Genomic DNA, 18,013 nt, shown 5'->3' on the forward strand with positions numbered 1-18,013 from the left:
CTAACCGCCCAGCCATGCCTCAGGGCAACACGGCGCTCCCTTCACAAGGACTTTGTCATGACCGCTTCGCCTTCCGCAGAACGCCCAAGCCTGCGCTCCCAGCGCCTGAACCAGATCACCAGCGAACCGCACACCCGGCTCGATGCGCTGGTCAAGGCGCACGCGCCGTTTGAAACCCAGCCCAACTTCGCGCGCTTCGTGGTGGCGCAGTACCTGTTCCAATCGGAACTGGTGGCGCTGTACAACGATGCCGCGCTGATCAAGATCGTCCCCGACCTGGCCGAGCGCTGCCGCGCCGACGCCGCCAGACTGGACCTGGCCGACCTGGACACTGACGTGCCGGCCGCCGTCCCCGGCGCCGTGCAGAACCCGAGCCAAGCCGAAGCCCTGGGGTGGTTGTTCGTCTCCGAAGGCTCCAAGCTGGGCGCGGCGTTCCTGATCAAGCGCGCCGTGGCCCTGGGCCTGAGCGAAACCTTCGGCGCCCGCCACCTCGGCGAGCCGGCCGGCGGCCGCGCCGACGGCTGGAAGCGCTTCACCCGCACCCTCGACGGCCTGGAATTCAGCGCCGAAGAAGAAGCCGATGTGGAAAAAGGTGCGCTCAATGCGTTTATGCGCTTCACGGTGTTGCTCGAACAGGCATACGCTACCGCCCCTGAGCTGGCCTGATATTCGATTGAAATGCGTATTCGGTGGGAGGGGCGGTGCGACGATTCGACTTGCTCCCGATAGGGATGGGTCAGCCATGAAAGTGGTGGCTGACACGCCCCCCCACACTTGGATCTCATGCCAAGCTGAATAATTGTTTTCCCCGACTTGCACACACCCATGACCGGCAAATCCCCATCCACCTCGAGAATCGCCCGGCTCCTCTTCGGCCTGCTGGCCTACGTCAGCCTGGGTATCGGGTTGGTGGCGATTGTCGTGCCGGGTTTGCCCACCACCGAATTCATCCTGCTGGCTGCCTGGGCCGCCACCAAAAGCTCGCCGCGCCTCAGCGCCTGGCTGGAAAACCACCGCCTGTTCGGGCCGATCCTGTTCAACTGGCGCAACGGCAAGATCATTGCGCGCCGCGCCAAAATCAGCGCCACCGTCAGCATGCTGCTCTGTGCCCTACTGATGCTGCTGACGCTCGATCACGGCTGGCCGATATACCTGACCATCGCCGGAATGAGCCTGGGCAACCTGTGGATATGGTCCCGCCCGGAACGGCTCGCACGCCCCGTATAACGCGGGATGTAGGCGTTTTCCTACCGTTCATCGCCTCCCTCTCATGAAACCCCTGGCTACGCCGATGCTCCGGATAAGGCGCCGAATGGACTTGGCCCGGCTCGCATACCAACAAGCCCATCCGTGAGTGAACCTATGTTCGATACCCTCTCCATCCGCTTGAAAATCGTGCTGCTGTCCGGCCTCTGCCTGCTGGGAGTGATTGCGCTGGTGGTCGGCATGAATATTTACAATACCGCGCAGAACAATGCGCTGGTCAGCGACTCAAGCTCACGGATGCTCACCGCCAGTGTGCAACAACTGCTGCAAGCCAAGGCTGCCGAACAGGCGGTACAACTGCAGCGAACCTTCGGCGACAGCCTGGTGGCGCTGACCGCCCTCGCCGACCAGGTCAAAGACCTGCGCACCCTGGCCGCCAAGCGCTCCCTCGAACCCGGCGCGCTGCGTGAAGAACTCAACCAGAGCCTGAAAACCGCGTTTGAACGCAACAGCAAGGTGCTGGGGATATGGATGTCGTTCGAGCCCAATGCGCTGGATGGCAAGGACAGTGAGTTTGTCGACGACAAGGCGCGTGTCTCCAACGATAAAGGCCGTTTCTCCAGCTACTGGAGCCGCGCCGGCGGCGAAGGCTTGAACACCATCATGGTCGAAGAGGACCTGAACAAAACCACCCTCAACCTCAACGGCACCCCCTACAACATCTGGTACACCTGCCCACGGGACACCCGTCGCGCTTGCCTGCTGGACCCGTATGAAGACACGGTGGGCGGCAAGCTTGTACTGATGACCACCATCGCCCTGCCGTTGCTGGTGGACGGCAAACTCATCGGCGTCCTGGGCGTCGACATTGCCCTCAATGCCTTGCAAGCCAGCACCGATGCCGCGCAGAAAGACCTGTTCAACGGTATGGCGCAGTTGGAGATTCTCTCCAGCACCGGTTTGATCGCCGCCTACAGTGGCGAACCGGCCAAGGTCGGCAAGAACCTGATCGACACCCTGGGCGCCGAAGGCAAAGAGATCGTGCAACTGCTGGGCAGCGACAACCGCACGATTCTCGAACAGGACAACACCATCCGCGCGGTGTACCCGGTCAAACCGCTTGCCGACGCCAAGTCCTGGGGCATAGTGATCAAGCTGCCCAAGGCGGTACTGCTGGCCGATAACGTCAAGCTGCAAGCCGTACTCGACAAGGCCCAGGCCAGCGGCACGCTCAAGGCCTTGCTGGTCGCGGCCGTCGCCGCATTGCTCGGCCTGCTGCTGGTCTGGCTGACCGCCACCGGCGTGACCCGGCCGATCAACAGCGTGGCCGCCATGCTCAAGGACATCGCCAGCGGCGACGGCGACCTCACCCAGCGCCTGGCCTACTCCAAGAAAGACGAGCTGGGCGAACTGGTGACCTGGTTCAACCGTTTCCTCGACAAGCTGCAACCGACCATCGCGCAGATCAAGCAAAGCATCAGCGAAGCCCGTGGCACGGCGGACCAGTCTTCGGCCATTGCACGCCAGACCAGCGAAGGCATGCAGGTGCAGTTCCGCGAGATCGACCAGGTGGCCACGGCGTCCAATGAAATGAGCGCCACCGCCCATGACGTCGCCAACAGCGCCTCCAACGCCGCCAGCGCGGCGCGCGGGGCCGATCAGTCGGCGCGCGAAGGCATGTCGATCATCGAGCAGAGCACCCGCGATATCACCACCCTCGCCGACGAAGTCAGCAAGGCCGTAAGCGAAGTCGAAGCACTGGCCGTCAACAGCGAGCAGATCGGTTCAGTGCTGGAAGTGATTCGCAGCATTGCCGAGCAGACCAACCTGCTGGCGCTCAACGCCGCCATCGAAGCGGCACGCGCCGGGGAAAGCGGGCGCGGGTTTGCGGTAGTGGCCGACGAAGTACGCAACCTGGCCAAGCGCACCCAGGATTCGGTGGAGGAAATCCGCCAGGTGATCGAACGCATCCAGAGCGGCACCCGTGGCGTGGTGGCGACCATGCATTCGAGCCAACAGCAGGCCCAGAGCAATGCCGGACAGATCCATCAGGCCGTGCAGGCGTTGGGCAAGATCAGCGACGCGGTGACGGTGATCAGCGACATGAACCTGCAGATTGCCAGCGCCGCCGAACAACAGAGCGCAGTGGCCGAAGAGGTCAACCGCAATGTGTCGGCGATCCGCACCGTGACCGAAACCCTCACCGGCCAGGCCACCGAGTCGGCGGCAATCAGCAGCCAACTCAATGCACTGGCGACTCAACAGATGAAGTTGATGGACCAGTTCAGGGTGTAAATAACACTGTAGGAGCGAGCTTGCTCGCGAAGAACGTCAACGATCACGCGTGAATCCTGGATGAACGCGGTGTCCTTGAGTTTTTCGCTGTAGGAGCGAGCTTGCTCGCGAAGAACGTCAACGATCACGCGTGCATCCTGGATGAACGCGGTGTCCTTGAGTTTTTCGCGAGCAAGCTCGCTCCTACAGGCCGGTCCAGGCCGTGACAAACGCCGCTACATCCTCGATCACGCGTGCATCCCGAATGAACGCGGTGTCCTTGAGTTTTTCGCTGTAGGAGCGAGCTTGCTCGCGAAGAACGTCAACGATCATGCGTGAATCCTGGATGAACGCGGTGTCCTTGAGTTTTTCGCGAGCAAGCTCGCTCCTACAGGCCGGTCCAGGCCGTGACAAACGCCGCCACATCCTCGATCACGCGTGCATCCTGAATGAACGCGGTGTCCTTGAGTTTTTCGCTGTAGGAGCGAGCTTGCTCGCGAAGAACGTCAACGATCATGCGTGCATCCTGGATGAACGCGGTGTCCTTGAGTTTTTCGCGAGCAAGCTCGCTCCTACAGGCCGGTCCAGGCCGTGACAAACGCCGCTACATCCTCTTTCGGCGCGGTACGCGGCGGGTTCTGCGGGGTGCCCAGGTAGAGGAAGCCAATGACTTCCTCGCCCTCTTTCAGTCCCAGCCCCTTGGCCACATGGGCCGAGTAGGACAAGTCCCCGGTGCGCCACACCGCGCCAATCCCCTGGGCGTAGGCCGCCAGCAGGATGCCATGGGCGGCACAAGCCGCCGCCAGCAGTTGCTCGGATTTCGGCACCTTGAAGTGTTCCTGCAGGCGGGCAATCACCACTACGACCAGCGGCGCGCGCAACGGGCCGTTCTGGGCCTTGTCGAGGACGGCCTGCGGCGCGTCGGGGTCTTGCAGGCGGGCGGCTTCGACCAGCAACGTGCCCATCTGCTCACGGGCCGCTCCTTCCACGGTGAGGAACCGCCAAGGACGCAACTGGCCGTGGTCGGGCGCACGCATGGCCGCGGCGAACAGCACATCACGCTGCTCCTGGGTCGGTGCCGGTTCCAGCAGGCGCGGCACGGAAACACGGTTGAGCAAAGCGTCGAGAGCCTGCATTGGCCACCTCCAGAAAAAAATGTGCGGTCATTCTAGCGGGAATGGACCGGGATGCCATCAAACGATAATTGCTCTTATTCAAACCGCCCCGCCCTGTTAGACTTTGCGACCTTATTTTCCGCCTTTGCTCAGGAAACTCGATGCTCCGTTCGCTTCTTCGCCTGTCTGCAGGACTGATGGCCATGAGCCTGGTTGCCTGCGACGACGCCCCCCGGTTTACCCAGGCTGAGCCGGGGGAAGCGCGGGCCGGCGGGGCAACGACGGTGAACAAACACGGCCAGAACGCCTTTTCCCTGCCCTCGGCCAATCTGTCGCCAACCCGCCGCCTGGATTTCAGCGTCGGCAACAGTTTCTTTCGCAGCCCCTGGGTGATCGCGCCTTCCACCACCACCGCGCGCGACGGCCTGGGGCCGCTGTTCAACACCAATGCCTGCCAGAACTGCCATATCAAGGACGGCCGTGGCCACCCGCCGCTGGCCGACGCGCAGAACGCCGTGTCGATGCTGGTGCGCCTGTCGATCCCGGATGCGCCGCCGTATGCCAAGCTCATCGAGCAACTCGGCGTAGTGCCCGAGCCGGTCTACGGTGGGCAGTTGCAGGACATGGCCGTACCCGGCGTGACGCCGGAGGGCAAGGTGCGGGTCGACTACACGCCGGTCAACGTCACGTTCACGGACGGCAGCGTCGTCGAACTGCGCAAGCCCAACCTGCAGATCACCCAACTCGGTTACGGCCCGATGCACCCGGACACACGCTTCTCCGCACGCATCGCCCCGCCGATGATCGGCCTGGGCCTGCTCGAAGCGATTGCCGACGCGGATATCTTGCGCAACACCGACCCGAAGACCGCCGACAAAGACGCCATCGTCGGCCGCGCGAACTGGGTCTGGGATGACGCCCGGCAAAAAACCGTGCTCGGACGTTTCGGCTGGAAAGCCGGGCAACCCAACCTCAATCAACAGAACGTTCACGCGTTTTCGGGGGATATGGGCCTCACCACGTCGCTGAGACCCGTCGATGACTGCACCGACGCCCAGGTCGCCTGCAAACAGGCGCCCAACGGCAATGGCCCCGATGGCGAGCCGGAAGTCAGCGATAACATCCTGCGCCTGGTGCTGTTCTATACCCGCAACCTGGCGGTGCCCGTGCGCCGCGACGTCGACGCACCACAGGTGCTGGCCGGGAAGAACCTGTTCTACCAGGCCGGTTGCCAGGGGTGTCACACGCCGTCGTTCACCACGGCGACCAATGCTGCCGAACCTGAACTGGCCAACCAGGTGATTCGCCCCTTCAGCGACCTGCTGTTGCATGACATGGGCGACGGCCTGGCCGACCACCGCACCGAATTCAAGGCCAGTGGCCGCGACTGGCGCACGCCGCCGTTGTGGGGCATCGGCCTGACGCAAACCGTCAGTGGCCACACCCAGTTCTTGCATGACGGCCGCGCCCGCAACCTGCTGGAAGCCGTGCTCTGGCACGGCGGTGAAGCACAAGCGGCGCAGCAGCATGTGTTGTCCTTCAATGCCGAGCAGCGCGCTGCACTGCTGGCGTTCCTGAACTCTTTATAAGCTTCGCCCCACTTACAGAAGGGAGCTCGACATGTTCCGTCCCAAGTTGTTGTTCACCAGCCTGGCCGCCCTCGCGCTCGGTGCCTGCTCGCCGCAAGACCCGCAAGCGGTGACCTCGGCCGCCATCGCCAAGCAAGTGATCTTGCCGACCTACAGCCGCTGGGTGGAAGCCGACCGTCAACTGGCCGTCAGCGCCCTGGCGTACTGCCAGGGCAAGGAAAGCCTGGACACCGCTCGCGCCGACTTCCTTCACGCCCAAAAAGCCTGGGCCGAACTGCAACCGCTGCTGATCGGCCCGCTGGCCGAGGGTAACCGTTCGTGGCAGGTGCAGTTCTGGCCGGACAAGAAAAACCTGGTGGGTCGTCAGGTCGAGCAACTGGTCGCCGCCCAGCCGCAGATCGATGCGGCCGCCCTGGCCAAATCCAGCGTGGTGGTGCAGGGCCTGTCGGCCTATGAATACATCCTCTACGACGCCAAGACCGATATCGCCGACGCCGCGCAGAAAGCCCGCTACTGCCCGCTGCTGACGGCCATCGGCGAGCGCCAGAAAGCCCTGGCCGAAGAGATCCTGGCCAGTTGGAACAGCACCGACGGCATGCTCGCGCAGATGAGCAAGTTTCCCAACCAGCGCTACGCTGATTCCCACGAGGCCATTGCCGACCTGCTGCGCGTACAAGTGACCGCACTGGACACCCTGAAGAAAAAACTCGGCACGCCGATGGGTCGCCAGACCAAGGGCATCCCGCAGCCGTTCCAGGCCGACGCATGGCGCAGCCAGTCGTCCCTGCGAAGCCTGGAAGCCAGCCTTGCCGCGGCCCAGACCGTGTGGGTCGGCGTCGACAACAAAGGCCTGCGTGGCTTGTTGCCGGCCGATCAAAAGGCCCTGGCCGAGAAGATCGACGCCGCCTATGCCGCGTCCCTGAAACTGTTCGCCAGCAATCAGCGCACCCTCAACGAATTGCTCGCCGATGACGCCGGACGCCAGCAGCTCAACGATCTCTACGACAGCCTCAACGTCGTCCACCGCCTGCACGAAGGCGAGCTGGCCAAGGCGCTGGGCATCCAACTGGGCTTCAACGCCAACGACGGTGACTGATGATGCTCAGGCGACAGGCTTTGGCCATTGGCAGCGCGTTGCTCGGCGCACTCACGCTGGGCGGCTGGACGTTGTTCAAGCAGAAAGACAAGGGCCCGCTGCTGCTGTCGGCGCGGGATGATGCAGACGGCAAACACTATGCTGTCGGTTATCGCCTGGACGGCCAGCGGGTGTTCGCCACCCAGGTCGGCCAGCGCTGCCACGACATCATCAACCACCCGACGCTGCCGATCGCGCTGTTTGTCGCCCGTCGCCCGGGCACCGAGAGTTACCTGATCGACCTGCGTGATGGCGCGCTGCTGCAAACCATCACCGCGAATGCAAACCGCCACTTCTATGGCCACGCGGTAATCCATAAAAGTGGCGACTGGCTGTACGCCACCGAAAACGACACCTCCGATCCGGGCCGTGGCCTGCTCGGGGTGTACCGGTTCGAAGGCGAACGGCTGGTGCACAGCGGCGAGATTTCCACCCATGGCATCGGCCCGCACCAGGTGGCGTGGATGCCCGACGGCGAAACCCTGGTGGTGGCCAACGGCGGCATCCGCACCGAAGCCGAAAGCCGCGTGGAAATGAACCTCAACGCCATGGAACCGAGCCTGGTGCTGATGCAACGCGACGGCAGCCTGATCAGCAAGGAAACCCTCGGCCAGCAGATGAACAGCGTGCGCCATATGGGCATCGCCAGCGATGGCACAATCCTTACCGGGCAGCAGTTCATGGGGCCGTCCCAGGAGCGCTCCGAGTTGCTCGCGATCAAGCGGCCGGGGCAGCCATTCATGGCGTTTGCGGTGGCCGACGAGCAGTTACAGGCGATGGCGCACTACACCGCCAGCGTCGCGGTACACAGCGAATTGCGCCTGGTCGCGTTGACCGCACCGCGCGGCAACCGCTTGTTTATCTGGCACATGGACAGTGGCGAGCTGCGCCTGGATGGGCCGTTGCCGGACTGTGCGGGCGTGGGTGCGGTGGCGGATGGGTTTGTCGTGACCTCCGGCCAGGGGCGCTGCCGGTTCTATGACTGCCGCCAGGCACAGCTGAGCGCAACACCGTTGGAATTGCCGGCCGGGCTTTGGGATAACCATCTGCATCTGGTCTGACGGCCAGGCTCGGCCAACGCTGCGCCCGACGGCCAAATCGCCGACGAAAAAAAAGGGCCTCGTTTCACAAGGCCCTTTTTGGGTGGTTTCGATCGTTTCAACTTTGTGGCCCCATCCCTCGAGACATCCCGAACATGAACAGCAGCAGGTCATGATCGGGCTTGACCGTCGCACTCGCCTTGGCGATGCGCGGCAGCAGGCATTGCCCGCTGCCTTGCACCGCACTGAGGACCTGTGTCCGAGGCTGTTCCCATGCAGCCAGGGCCAGGGCAGCAATGCCCAACGCCCCGACCAGAAACAGACCTCGAGCTATTTCTAGCTTCATTTGGTTAAACCCTTGATAGCGCTGCCAAACGCCGTCTCGTAAAAGTAGCTGAGTTTTGCCCAGTCGCCATCGCTCCACGACGAATGGCGGCGCAGTTGCAGCATGTCATGGGAGGCGGCTCGATAAGCGGTCAGGCGCTGGCGGCATTTCTCGAAGTCCAGCAGCGCGACTTCCACGTTGGCCGAGTCGGGCTCACCCGTGACGCGCACAAAGATATGCTTGATGTACAAGCAACCGTGTTGCCAGCGACCTTTGTGCATGCGCGCCAATGTCGCCGCCACCTCTTTGAGTACACGCTCGTGTACCGCTTCGCCGTACTGTTCACGGCCACCGGCGGCGTACCATTTTTCGATTTCGTCGAAACCGTCCAGCGAAGCCGTCACCAACAATGCTTTCCATTGGTGTTGCGGATCACGACGCGCCTCGCAGAACACCATCTCCGGTACCCGTACATTCAGCGCGCGCAGGCCTTTGAGAGCATCCCGTTCGCGCAACACCGTCGGGCGCCCAAACGGATGCAGCAAACTGCGGTAGATATGCCCGGTCTGACGTTTGCTGTAGAGCAAACGCCCGGTGGGACCCATCACACGCTGCACGCCACTTTCACCGCCACGCCGACGATTAGGCTCTTCGACCCACTCGCCCTGCTGGCGCCAGAAATACTCAAATCGCTCTTCGGGAGCTACATGACTGCCTGCTACGCACTCAACTGCCATCCTGTTACCTCTTGCGCAATACGTATACCCGCCACATGGCGTAGAACGGAATAAAGTCCAGGGACTCCTGAACTCGGAAACCGGCCTGCTCAAACTCTGCCTCGACAGTAGCAGCCGGTAACACGAACCGGTTTTGGTAACCTTCCTGCTCACCTTTCCTACGACGTTTTACTTCAGCACGCTTGCGTTTCCAGGCCTTGAAGTTGCCATCCACCCACAGCGAGATGATCACGCTGTCGCGGGTAACACGATGAAACTCCTGCAATATCGCCAAGCGGTGCTCAGGCTCACCAATGTGGTGCATCAGGCGCATGCAGAAGATGCTGTCGACCGCGTTATCAGGCAAATCGATATCAAAGGCGGATGTCTGCAAAGGGCGTACCCGTTTGACCACATCCGCTGGCTGGGCGACCATCGCGACCTTCAACATCGACTCCGAATTATCGGCGCCGATGATCACCCGGTTGGGTTTTTCCGCCAGCAACGGCCAGAAACGCCCCGCCCCGCAAGGCAAGTCCAAGACCAGGCCAGGTTCACCGGCCATGGCCAGCGCACCGCGCGCCAACTGCTCGTCACGTTTGTGGGACAGCCGGCGAGCTAAATTATCCTGATGTTTGAGCAAATAATTCTGTGCATGCTCTTCGTCGTACTTATCGGAAAATTCGAGCTTGATCGGGGTAGGCATCTTACGTCTCCGTTTACTGATGCCTACGACCTTAGGTTGCAAACTGTGATCAATAGGTCAACTCGTTGTGAAAAACTTGTCCTGTCCAGACTCATACATTTCAAGACTTTACCGACACGATTGATGGCACAGGGCCATCTTCGACGAATTACACTGATCGTTGCCAGCATAGCGGTAGCACGGCAAGTCAGGGTTTGACTTGGTTCAACTGGACATGAAAGCGGCAACCATTGGGTTCCATGGTGCTCAGGCTGACGCTCCAGCCTTGGTTCTCGCAGATCCGCTGCACCAGCGACAGCCCCAGGCCAAGGCCCTCACCGCGTTTTTCGCTGCCGCGCACGAAGGGCTCGAACATGGCTTCGCGCTTGTCTTCAGGAATGCCGACGCCGGAGTCTTCCACCACAAAACCACTCGGTTCCAGGGTGAGCCGGATAAAGCCCTGCTCGGTGTAATGCAGTGCATTACGCAGCAGATTGCCCATCACCGCATGCAGGAAGGTGGTGTTATAGCGCGTATCCAGGGGGTTGCCCGGCTGGTAGATCAGTTGCAGGCCTTTTTGCTCGATCGGCTCACGCCAGAGGCCGAGCAAATCATCCGCCACCTGGGTGAGGGTTACCCGGGGGGACATGGTGGCGTCGTTGTGTTGGGCGCGTGCCAGCATCAGGAAGGTCTGCACCAGTTCACGCATTTCTTCGCAGGCCCTGGCGATGCGCAGCACCTGGTTGCGCCCACGCTCGTCGATGGCCGGGTTTTCCAGCAGCAGCTCGCAGGAACTGGCCAATACCATCAACGGCGTGCGCAATTCGTGGCTCACATCACTGGTAAACAACTGCTCGCGGGACAGCGCCTGGCGCAGACGGCCCAATGTGGCGTCGAAGGCCACAGCCAGCTCGCCCACTTCATCGGCGGCGTAATCCGGTGCCAGGGGCGGCGCCAGGCCGAGCAACTGGTCACGATGACGCACCTGGCGCGCCAGGCGCACCACCGGTGCCATCACCTTGCGGGCCAGCACCCAGCCGAGGAAGACCGCCAGCGCCAGGCTGAGCACGAAGCCCACCAGCACCACCGCGAACAGCACGCGCTCACGCTCTTCGAAATCGCTCTGATCTTGCAGCAGCACGTAACGCCGACCATCGACCACTTCGACCATGGCGTGGTACGACAACGCCTCGCGGAACACTTCATGAAAACCCGGTTCCAGGTGCCGCAGGTCCTTGGGCAGCTCGAAATCCCCGCGCCCGCCGCTGAAATAGAACAGCTGGTCCGGCTCGGGTCGGTGGCTCCAGTCCTCGACGCTGTCCATCAGCAGCAGGCGCTGCAAGTCGCCGCCCAACCCTGCCGAAATCAGCTTCTCTTCCACCAGATGCACCGTCGCGATGATCCCCATCGCGAAGGCGCCCGCCACCAATGCGCTCATCAAGGCAAAGGCGATGATGATCCGCTGGGCAAGGCTTTGCTTAAACTCCATCACGACCCTCGGCCAGGCGGTAACCCACACCGTGTACCGTTTGCAGCAATGGCTTGGCGAAAGGTTTATCGATCACTTGGCGCAACTGGTGGACGTGACTGCGCAGGCTGTCACTGTCGGGGCAATCATCCCCCCATAGGGCTTCTTCGAGAATTTCCCGACGCAGCACATGGGGACTTTTCTGCATCAACACCGCCAGCAGCTTCAGGCCCACCGGGTTGAGCTTGAGCAGGCGCCCTTCGCGGGTGACTTCCAGGGTATCGAGGTCGTAATGCAGGTCGGCCACCTGCAGGGCACGGCGCCCGCCGCCGTGGGCGCGGCGCAGCACGGCTTCGATGCGCGCGGCCAGTTCCGACAGGGCGAACGGTTTGAGCAAGTAGTCATCCGCTCCGGACTTGAAGCCCTGCAGGCGGTCATCCAACTGATCGCGGGCGGTGAGCATGATCACCGGCGTATCGCGGCGCGCATCTTCGCGCAGGCGCTTGCACAAGGTGTAGCCATCGATGCCAGGCAGCATGATGTCGAGCACGATCAGGTCGTAGTGCTCGGTGGCAGCCAGGTGCAGGCCCGACAAGCCGTCCTGCGCGCAGTCCACGGTATAACCTTTGAGCCCCAGATAATCGGCCAGATTGGCCAGAATATCGCGGTTGTCTTCAACCAATAAAATTCGCATGGGCAGTGTCTCCGTACTTTCGTGCCAGCCGTGTGTTGGCCCGCGCAGCTTAAGGCCAAGTAGGGCTCAGGGATAGAGCTGAGCGCTAGGCAGATAAACGATTTCAACCGACTAAAGAGTTGAACGAGTTTTTCACTATAGCTTCACAAACTCACTACAGTAGCGGGGTGAACATCGCGCGCATCGATATAAGGAAGCTGTACATGGGTTTTTTCAAAACAGCGCCTATGCGCTATTTGCTATTGGTAACCGGTGCCTGGCTGGTTATTTTCCTGCTCACACGTAGCGTATTGCTCATTACTCACCTGAGTGAAGTCGGCGGCAATCTGTTGCCGGTGTTTGGTGTGGGCCTGCTCTATGACCTGGCCTTTCTAGCCTATGCCGCCCTTCCTCTGGGGCTGTACCTGTTGCTGTGCCCGCCCGCGCTGTGGCGTCGCCGCGGCCATCGCTGGTTCCTGCAGGCGGTGCTCACCGTCAGCCTGTTCGCGATGCTGTTCACCTCGGTGGCCGAATGGTTGTTCTGGGATGAGTTCGGCGTGCGCTTCAACTTTATCGCTGTCGACTACCTGGTGTACTCCGACGAAGTACTGAACAACCTGCTGGAATCCTATCCCATCGGCAAGTTGCTCAGTTTGCTGGCGATGCTGGCTGTCGTGCTGAGCCTGGCCCTGCGCAAGCCATTCAATGCGGCAATGAACGCCCCGCTGCCGCCCATGCGCGGCCGTCTGTTGAATGCCTTGGCGCTGTTGGTCGTCGCGGGCCTGAGCCTGCAACTGATCAGCCAGGACAGCCCACGCGCCCAAGGTGGCAATGCCTACAAGAACGAACTGGCGAGCAATGGCCCGTATCAGTTTTTCGCCGCGTTCCGTAACAACGAGCTGGATTACTCACAGTTCTACAAGAGCCTGCCAACCGAAATCGTAGCCAAGCAGTTGCGCGCCGAACTCAGCGAGCCCAATGCGCGCTTCATCGGCCAGGACCCACTGGATATCCGCCGTGCCATCACCCACCCGGGCACGCTGCGCAAACCCAACATCGTGCTGGTGACCATCGAAAGTTTCAGCGCCAAATACATGGGCAGCAATGGCGACGGGCGCAACCTCACGCCGAATCTCGACGCCTTGCGTCAACAAAGCCTGTACTTCAACAACTTCTACGCCACCGGCACCCGCACCGACCGTGGCCTGGAGGCGATCACCCTGGCCATCCCACCGACGCCGGGACGCTCCATCGTCAAGCGCATTGGTCGGGAGAGCGGCTTCGCCAGCCTGGGGCAACAACTCACGGCCATCGGTTACGACAGCGTGTTTGTGTATGGCGGGCGCGGTTATTTCGACAACATGAACGCGTTTTTCAGCGGCAACGGTTATCGCGTCGTAGACCAGAGCAGCGTGCCCGAGTCGGAAATTTCGTTCAAGAATGCGTGGGGCATGGCGGACGAGGATCTGTACAAACAGACCCTGAAGCTGGCCGATGCCGACTACGCCAAGCAGCAGCCGTTCCTGCTGCAACTGATGACCACCTCCAACCATCGCCCCTACACCTACCCGGACGGGCGCATCGATATCAAATCCGGCAATGGCCGCGACGGCGCGGTGAAGTATACCGACCATGCCATCGGCCAGTTCCTGGAAGCGGCGCGTCAGAAGCCATGGTTCGATAACACGATCTTCGTCTTCGTCGCCGACCACACCGCCGGCAGTGCAGGCAAGGAAGACCTGCCCATCACCAACTATCAGATTCCACTGTTCATCTATGCGCCGAAGCTGATCGACGCACGGGAATCGGCGCAACTGGCCAGCCAGATCGACCTGGCGCCGACCCTGCTGGGCCTGATCAACCTGAGCTATGAATCGACCTTCTTTGGCCGCGACCTGTTGCAGGACAACCCATTGCCCCCTCGGGTCGTGGTCGGCAACTACCAGCACCTGGGGCTGTTCGACGGCAAAGACCTGGCGATTCTCAGCCCACGCCAGGGCCTGCGTCGCCACGACGAGGCGCTGGGTGAAAGCCAGGAGTTGCGGGTCGGCAGCGATGACCCGCTGATCCTGCGGGCGATCACCTATTACCAGGCCGCCAGTTATGGTTTCAAACAACAACTGCTGAGCTGGAAAGCGCCCAAGGAAGAGGCCCCGGCATTAAGCACGCGCTAACCAAAACGTCCCGTACAGCCGAGTACGGGACTTTTTTATCAGGGTTTACCATGCAATCCCCTCCTGTTGTTCCGGTTTCCAAACCTCTCAATTTCTGGCTGTGCCTGGGCATCCCCGCCGGTGCTGCGCTGCTGATGCTATTGCTGCAGCTGACATCGCTGGACATGGACCTCGCCAAGCAGTTCTACAGCGCTGCGGATGGCGGCTTCATCGGGCGTTACAGCTTCTTCCTCGAAGACATCCTGCATGACCGCGCCAAACAGTTGGTCATCCTGTTCTCGGTGCTGGCCATTCTGGGGTTTGCCGGTACCTTTATCCTCCAGCGCCTCAAGCCGTACCGCCGCGAACTGGGCTGCCTGGTGTTGTCCCTGGGGCTGGCCACGGCGTTCGTCTCGCCATTGAAAACCGTCACCGCCGTGCAATGCCCGTGGAGCCTCAAGGAGTTCGGTGGCCAGGAAACCTACAGCGAACTGCTGAGCCCTCGCCCGCCCACCGATAAACCTGGGCGCTGCTGGCCCGGCGGGCATGCGGCAACCGGGTTCGCCCTGTTCGCCTGGTTCTTTGCGCTACGGGATCGCCGGCCGCGGATGGCACGCAAGGCGTTCATCTTTGCCGTGGCGCTGGGCAGCGTGTTTTCCGTGAGCCGCATGGCACAGGGCGCGCACTTCTTTTCCCACAACGTGTGGACGGCGATTTTCTGTTGGCTGATCTGCCTGGGGCTGTACTGCCTGATGCTCTATCGACCATCGAAGGTCAGGGTGTCAGAAGTGCGTGCATTGAATACGTAGACCGGCCAACCACTTCAGTTACCTCCCTCCCTTATTACGCACCCGCATAAAAAAACCCCGCCTGCATCGCTGCAGGCGGGGTTTTTCAGTCGCCGGGTAAGGCTGGCTTACATCATGCCGCCCATGCCACCCATGCCGCCCATGTCTGGCATACCGCCGCCAGCCGAGCCTTCTTTCTTCGGTGCTTCAGCAACAGCTGCTTCGGTGGTCAGGATCAGACCGCCGATGGAGGAAGCTGCTTGCAGCGCCGAACGAGTCACCTTGGTAGGGTCCAGGATGCCCATTTCGATCATGTCGCCGTATTCGCTGGTTGCCGCGTTGTAACCGAAGTTACCTTTACCGTTCTTCACAGCGTTAACCACAACGCTTGGCTCGTCGCCGCTGTTGGCAGCGATCTGACGCAGCGGTGCTTCAACGGCGCGACGCAGTACAGCGATACCCACGTCCTGATCGGCGTTGTCGCCTTTCAGGTCCAGGATGGCTTCCAGGGCGCGGATCAGCGCAACACCACCGCCAGGTACCACGCCTTCTTCAACGGCTGCGCGGGTTGCGTGCAGGGCGTCTTCAACGCGGGCTTTCTTCTCTTTCATTTCAACTTCGGAGCCAGCGCCAACCTTGATCACTGCAACGCCGCCGGACAGCTTGGCCAGACGCTCTTGCAGTTTTTCACGGTCGTAGTCCGAGGAAGTTTCGGCAACCTGGGCACGGATCTGAGTGATGCGCGCCTGGATGTCGGCGTCTACGCCAGCACCGTCGACGATGATGGTGTTTTCCTTGGAAATGGTCACGCGCTTGGCGCTGCCCAGGTTTTCCAGGGTGGCGCTTTCCAGGCTCAGGCCGATCTCTTCGGAGATAACGGTACCGCCGGTCAGAACGGCGATGTCCTGCAGCATGGCCTTGCGACGGTCGCCGAAGCCTGGAGCCTTGACGGCTGCAACCTTGACGATGCCACGCATGTTGTTCACAACCAGAGTCGCCAGGGCTTCGCCTTCAACGTCTTCGGAAACGATCAGCAGTGGGCGGCCGGCCTTGGCAACGGCTTCCAGCACCGGCAGCATTTCGCGGATGTTGGAGATTTTTTTGTCGACCAGCAGGATCAGCGGGCTTTCCAGCTCGGCAACCATGGTTTCTGGCTTGTTGACGAAGTACGGGGACAGGTAGCCACGGTCGAACTGCATGCCTTCTACAACCGACAGTTCGTTTTCCAGGCCAGTGCCTTCTTCAACGGTGATCACGCCTTCTTTACCGACTTTTTCCATGGCTTCGGCAATGATGTCGCCGATGGAGTTGTCGGAGTTGGCGGAGATGGTACCCACCTGAGCGATAGCCTTGGTGTCAGCGCATGGCTTGGACAGGTTTTTCAGCTCTTTGACGATGGCGATGGTCGCCTTGTCGATGCCGCGCTTGAGGTCCATCGGGTTCATGCCGGCAGCGACGGCTTTCAGGCCTTCGTTGACGATCGACTGAGCCAGAACGGTAGCGGTGGTGGTGCCGTCGCCTGCGTCATCGTTGGCACGGGAGGCAACGTCTTTGACCAGCTGCGCGCCCATGTTCTCGAAACGGTCTTCCAGTTCGATTTCTTTGGCGACGGAAACGCCGTCCTTGGTGATGGTCGGAGCGCCGAAGCTCTTCTCGATGATCACGTTACGGCCTTTAGGGCCCAGGGTCGCTTTTACTGCGTCAGCCAGGACGTTGACACCGGTGAGCATTTTCTTGCGGGCGGAATCGCCGAATTTAACTTCTTTAGCAGCCATTATCGATATTCCTTAAATACTTTGTAGTAACGGGAAAATGAGCGGGGAAATCAGCCTTCCAGAACGGCGAGAATCTCGTTCTCAGCCATGACCAGCAGGTCTTCGCCGTCGACTTTCACAGTGTTGCTGCCGGAGTAAGGACCGAATACAACCTTGTCACCGACTTTAACGGCCAGCGCACGTACTTCACCGTTTTCCAGAGTCTTGCCTGGGCCTGCAGCGACGATCACACCGTGGTTGGCTTTTTCAGCAGCCGAACCTGGCAGAACGATACCGCCAGCGGTTTTCTTTTCTTCTTCGCTGCGACGGATAACGACGCGGTCGTGCAGAGGACGAAGCTTGCTCATTGTCGATCTCTCCTAATTGTGTTTTTCATCGGCCGGTGTCAGTACCGGCAGGTTAAATCCGGCGGGGCCGGTCGCGGTTCGCTGGGCGAAACGCGGAAGTCTGTCTGGTGTCGCCACCAGAAACCTTGCGGTGACCGTTACATAAGGGCGCATCAGCTTATTACAAGGGGCCGGCGATGAATTTTTTTGCGTCTGCCGGCCCTTAAAAACAACACAGCCCCCGAAGGGGCCGCGCCAGTGAAGCGGTTATTTGCTGTCGCGATGCTCGAACTCACCTTCGATCACATCACCTTCTCGCCCCAACGGCTGGCGCGGAGCCGGGCCGCCACGGGGTTGCAGGTCGTCGGCGAACGCCCGTTGGCGAATCGCAGCCTCTTCGGCGCGCTGGCGCATCTTGCCCGCCAGCAGCTTGCGGGTGAACGGCAGCAACATGACCAGGCCGAGCACATCGCTGATGAAGCCTGGCAGGATCAACAGGCCACCGGCCAGGGCCATCATCAGCCCTTCGAGCATGGTTTGTGCCGGCAATTCGCCGCGATTCAGGCTTTCACGGGCACGCAGCGCCGTGGCCAGACCGGCGACGCGCAGCACCAGAACGCCGAGCATCGAGCCGAGAATGATCAGCAGCAGTGCCGGGAAAAACCCGATCGCACCACTGACTTTTACGAATACGAACAGCTCCAACACCGGGAACAGCAGAAAGAGCAATAAAAAAGGGCGCATC

20 protein-coding genes are annotated in these 18,013 nt (G+C 61.2%); 8 read left to right on the forward strand and 12 right to left on the reverse strand.

The window, feature by feature from the left end; genetic code table 11:
- Window positions 1-57 precede the first annotated feature (57 nt).
- From TU80_RS12065 to TU80_RS12075, 3 genes are all read left to right on the forward strand, one after another.
- Window positions 58-666: a biliverdin-producing heme oxygenase gene (locus tag TU80_RS12065; protein WP_046382224.1), complete on the forward strand. Its 609-nt coding sequence runs from the start codon at window positions 58-60 to the stop codon at window positions 664-666.
- Between the two features lie 159 nt (window positions 667-825).
- Window positions 826-1,227 carry a YbaN family protein gene (locus TU80_RS12070; protein WP_057004547.1) on the forward strand — a complete coding sequence of 134 codons (402 nt, stop codon included), beginning with the start codon at window positions 826-828 and terminating at the stop codon, window positions 1,225-1,227.
- Window positions 1,228-1,362: 135 nt separating this feature from the next.
- A complete protein-coding gene (locus tag TU80_RS12075; protein WP_057004548.1) occupies window positions 1,363-3,501 on the forward strand; it encodes a methyl-accepting chemotaxis protein in 2,139 nt (712 codons plus the stop codon).
- Here the strand turns inward: TU80_RS12075 and TU80_RS32660 are convergent.
- From TU80_RS32660 to TU80_RS12080, 4 genes are read right to left on the reverse strand one after another with little or no spacing between them, the layout of a single operon-like run.
- The gene (locus tag TU80_RS32660; RefSeq protein ID WP_156422908.1) at window positions 3,465-3,710 is read right to left on the reverse strand and encodes a hypothetical protein; all 246 of its coding nucleotides are present in this window, start codon (window positions 3,708-3,710) and stop codon (window positions 3,465-3,467) included. The two genes, TU80_RS12075 and TU80_RS32660, sit on opposite strands and share 37 nt — an antisense overlap.
- Window positions 3,685-3,813, reverse strand: coding sequence for a hypothetical protein (locus tag TU80_RS33700; RefSeq protein ID WP_256583796.1), 129 nt, complete (start codon window positions 3,811-3,813; stop codon window positions 3,685-3,687). Before TU80_RS33700 ends, TU80_RS32660 begins: the two co-directional genes overlap by 26 nt.
- Window positions 3,814-3,868: 55 nt before the next feature.
- Window positions 3,869-3,997, reverse strand: a complete 129-nt coding sequence (locus TU80_RS33705) for a hypothetical protein (RefSeq protein WP_256381374.1) — start codon at window positions 3,995-3,997, stop codon at window positions 3,869-3,871.
- A 55-nt stretch (window positions 3,998-4,052) separates the two neighbouring features.
- On the reverse strand, window positions 4,053-4,616 hold the full coding sequence (locus TU80_RS12080) for an NAD(P)H nitroreductase (protein WP_017846101.1): 564 nt from the start codon (window positions 4,614-4,616) through the stop codon (window positions 4,053-4,055).
- Window positions 4,617-4,756: 140 nt separating this feature from the next.
- On the opposite strand from TU80_RS12080, the gene TU80_RS12085 reads away from it, so the two are divergent.
- From TU80_RS12085 to TU80_RS12095, 3 genes are read left to right on the forward strand one after another with little or no spacing between them, the layout of a single operon-like run.
- Window positions 4,757-6,184: a di-heme oxidoreductase family protein gene (locus TU80_RS12085; protein WP_057004549.1), complete on the forward strand. Its 1,428-nt coding sequence runs from the start codon at window positions 4,757-4,759 to the stop codon at window positions 6,182-6,184.
- 31 nt (window positions 6,185-6,215) lie between these two features.
- Complete coding sequence (locus TU80_RS12090; RefSeq protein ID WP_057004550.1) at window positions 6,216-7,280, forward strand: imelysin family protein; 1,065 nt, start codon at window positions 6,216-6,218, stop codon at window positions 7,278-7,280.
- Between the two features lie 2 nt (window positions 7,281-7,282).
- Window positions 7,283-8,380: a DUF1513 domain-containing protein gene (locus TU80_RS12095; protein ID WP_057004551.1), complete on the forward strand. Its 1,098-nt coding sequence runs from the start codon at window positions 7,283-7,285 to the stop codon at window positions 8,378-8,380.
- 97 nt (window positions 8,381-8,477) lie between these two features.
- Here TU80_RS12095 and TU80_RS12100 read toward each other — a convergent pair whose 3' ends face one another.
- From TU80_RS12100 to colR, 5 genes are all read right to left on the reverse strand, one after another.
- Window positions 8,478-8,705 (reverse strand): hypothetical protein, encoded by a 228-nt coding sequence (locus tag TU80_RS12100; protein ID WP_057004552.1) that lies wholly within the window; start codon window positions 8,703-8,705, stop codon window positions 8,478-8,480.
- On the reverse strand, window positions 8,702-9,421 hold the full coding sequence (locus TU80_RS12105) for a lipopolysaccharide kinase InaA family protein (protein ID WP_057004553.1): 720 nt from the start codon (window positions 9,419-9,421) through the stop codon (window positions 8,702-8,704). The genes TU80_RS12100 and TU80_RS12105 overlap by 4 nt, the downstream gene beginning before the upstream one ends.
- 4 nt (window positions 9,422-9,425) lie before the next feature.
- Window positions 9,426-10,106 (reverse strand): class I SAM-dependent methyltransferase, encoded by a 681-nt coding sequence (locus TU80_RS12110; protein WP_057004554.1) that lies wholly within the window; start codon window positions 10,104-10,106, stop codon window positions 9,426-9,428.
- Between the two features lie 187 nt (window positions 10,107-10,293).
- Window positions 10,294-11,574, reverse strand: a complete 1,281-nt coding sequence (locus tag TU80_RS12115) for a sensor histidine kinase (RefSeq protein ID WP_057004555.1) — start codon at window positions 11,572-11,574, stop codon at window positions 10,294-10,296.
- Entirely contained in the window at window positions 11,564-12,247 is a 684-nt protein-coding gene (gene colR / locus TU80_RS12120; RefSeq protein ID WP_046382217.1) for a two-component system response regulator ColR, read from the reverse strand. The genes TU80_RS12115 and colR overlap by 11 nt, the downstream gene beginning before the upstream one ends.
- A 203-nt stretch (window positions 12,248-12,450) precedes the next feature.
- Here colR and TU80_RS12125 point away from each other — a divergent pair, with 203 nt between their 5' ends.
- Together TU80_RS12125 and TU80_RS12130 are read left to right on the forward strand one after the other, a co-directional pair.
- Window positions 12,451-14,400 carry an LTA synthase family protein gene (locus TU80_RS12125; protein ID WP_057004556.1) on the forward strand — a complete coding sequence of 650 codons (1,950 nt, stop codon included), beginning with the start codon at window positions 12,451-12,453 and terminating at the stop codon, window positions 14,398-14,400.
- 50 nt (window positions 14,401-14,450) lie between these two features.
- Complete coding sequence (locus tag TU80_RS12130) at window positions 14,451-15,188, forward strand: phosphatase PAP2 family protein (RefSeq protein ID WP_057004557.1); 738 nt, start codon at window positions 14,451-14,453, stop codon at window positions 15,186-15,188.
- A gap of 107 nt (window positions 15,189-15,295) precedes the next feature.
- Here the strand turns inward: TU80_RS12130 and groL are convergent, their stop codons facing one another.
- The 3 genes from groL to TU80_RS12145 form a co-directional block, all read right to left on the reverse strand.
- On the reverse strand, window positions 15,296-16,942 hold the full coding sequence (gene groL, locus TU80_RS12135) for a chaperonin GroEL (protein WP_057004558.1): 1,647 nt from the start codon (window positions 16,940-16,942) through the stop codon (window positions 15,296-15,298).
- 50 nt (window positions 16,943-16,992) lie between these two features.
- The gene (locus tag TU80_RS12140; protein ID WP_017846112.1) at window positions 16,993-17,289 is read right to left on the reverse strand and encodes a co-chaperone GroES; all 297 of its coding nucleotides are present in this window, start codon (window positions 17,287-17,289) and stop codon (window positions 16,993-16,995) included.
- Between the two features lie 246 nt (window positions 17,290-17,535).
- Window positions 17,536-18,012, reverse strand: a complete 477-nt coding sequence (locus TU80_RS12145) for an FxsA family protein (RefSeq protein ID WP_017846113.1) — start codon at window positions 18,010-18,012, stop codon at window positions 17,536-17,538.
- Window position 18,013: the final 1 nt, after the last annotated feature.

It is taken from the genome of Pseudomonas veronii (assembly GCF_001439695.1).
Lineage (GTDB): Bacteria > Pseudomonadota > Gammaproteobacteria > Pseudomonadales > Pseudomonadaceae > Aquipseudomonas > Aquipseudomonas veronii.